At 32.9% G+C, this 237-nt stretch carries 1 protein-coding gene; it reads left to right on the top strand.

Annotated features, from left to right (window positions below):
- Positions 1-28 precede the first annotated feature (28 nt).
- Positions 29-237, top strand: a 209-nt coding sequence (locus R2R70_RS23050; protein WP_410979353.1) for a hypothetical protein, incomplete at its 3' end; no start/stop codon positions are given.

Genomic DNA, 237 nt, shown 5'->3' with positions numbered 1-237 from the left:
CCATCAGATTAGAGAGTGAGGGTTTATTATGGTATACGACTGTTTTGTTAAAAGACTCGATCCTCAGATTGAGGAGGAAACAACCATTGAGATTAATGGAATAGAATTTACAGGATTTGCTGATATTTGTCCGTATGAAATTGAAGAGGGAAAAAGTTATCCAGTATCAATAGGATTTACTATATTAGATGAATTGATAATTCATGAAATTCCGATAGAAAAGAAAGAGATAGAACG

This window comes from Cobetia sp. SIMBA_158, from assembly GCF_046566945.1.
Lineage (GTDB): Bacteria > Pseudomonadota > Gammaproteobacteria > Pseudomonadales > Halomonadaceae > Cobetia > Cobetia amphilecti.
The sequence above is the reverse complement of the archived record's forward strand: the minus strand, read 5'-3'. Positions and strand labels throughout refer to the sequence as shown.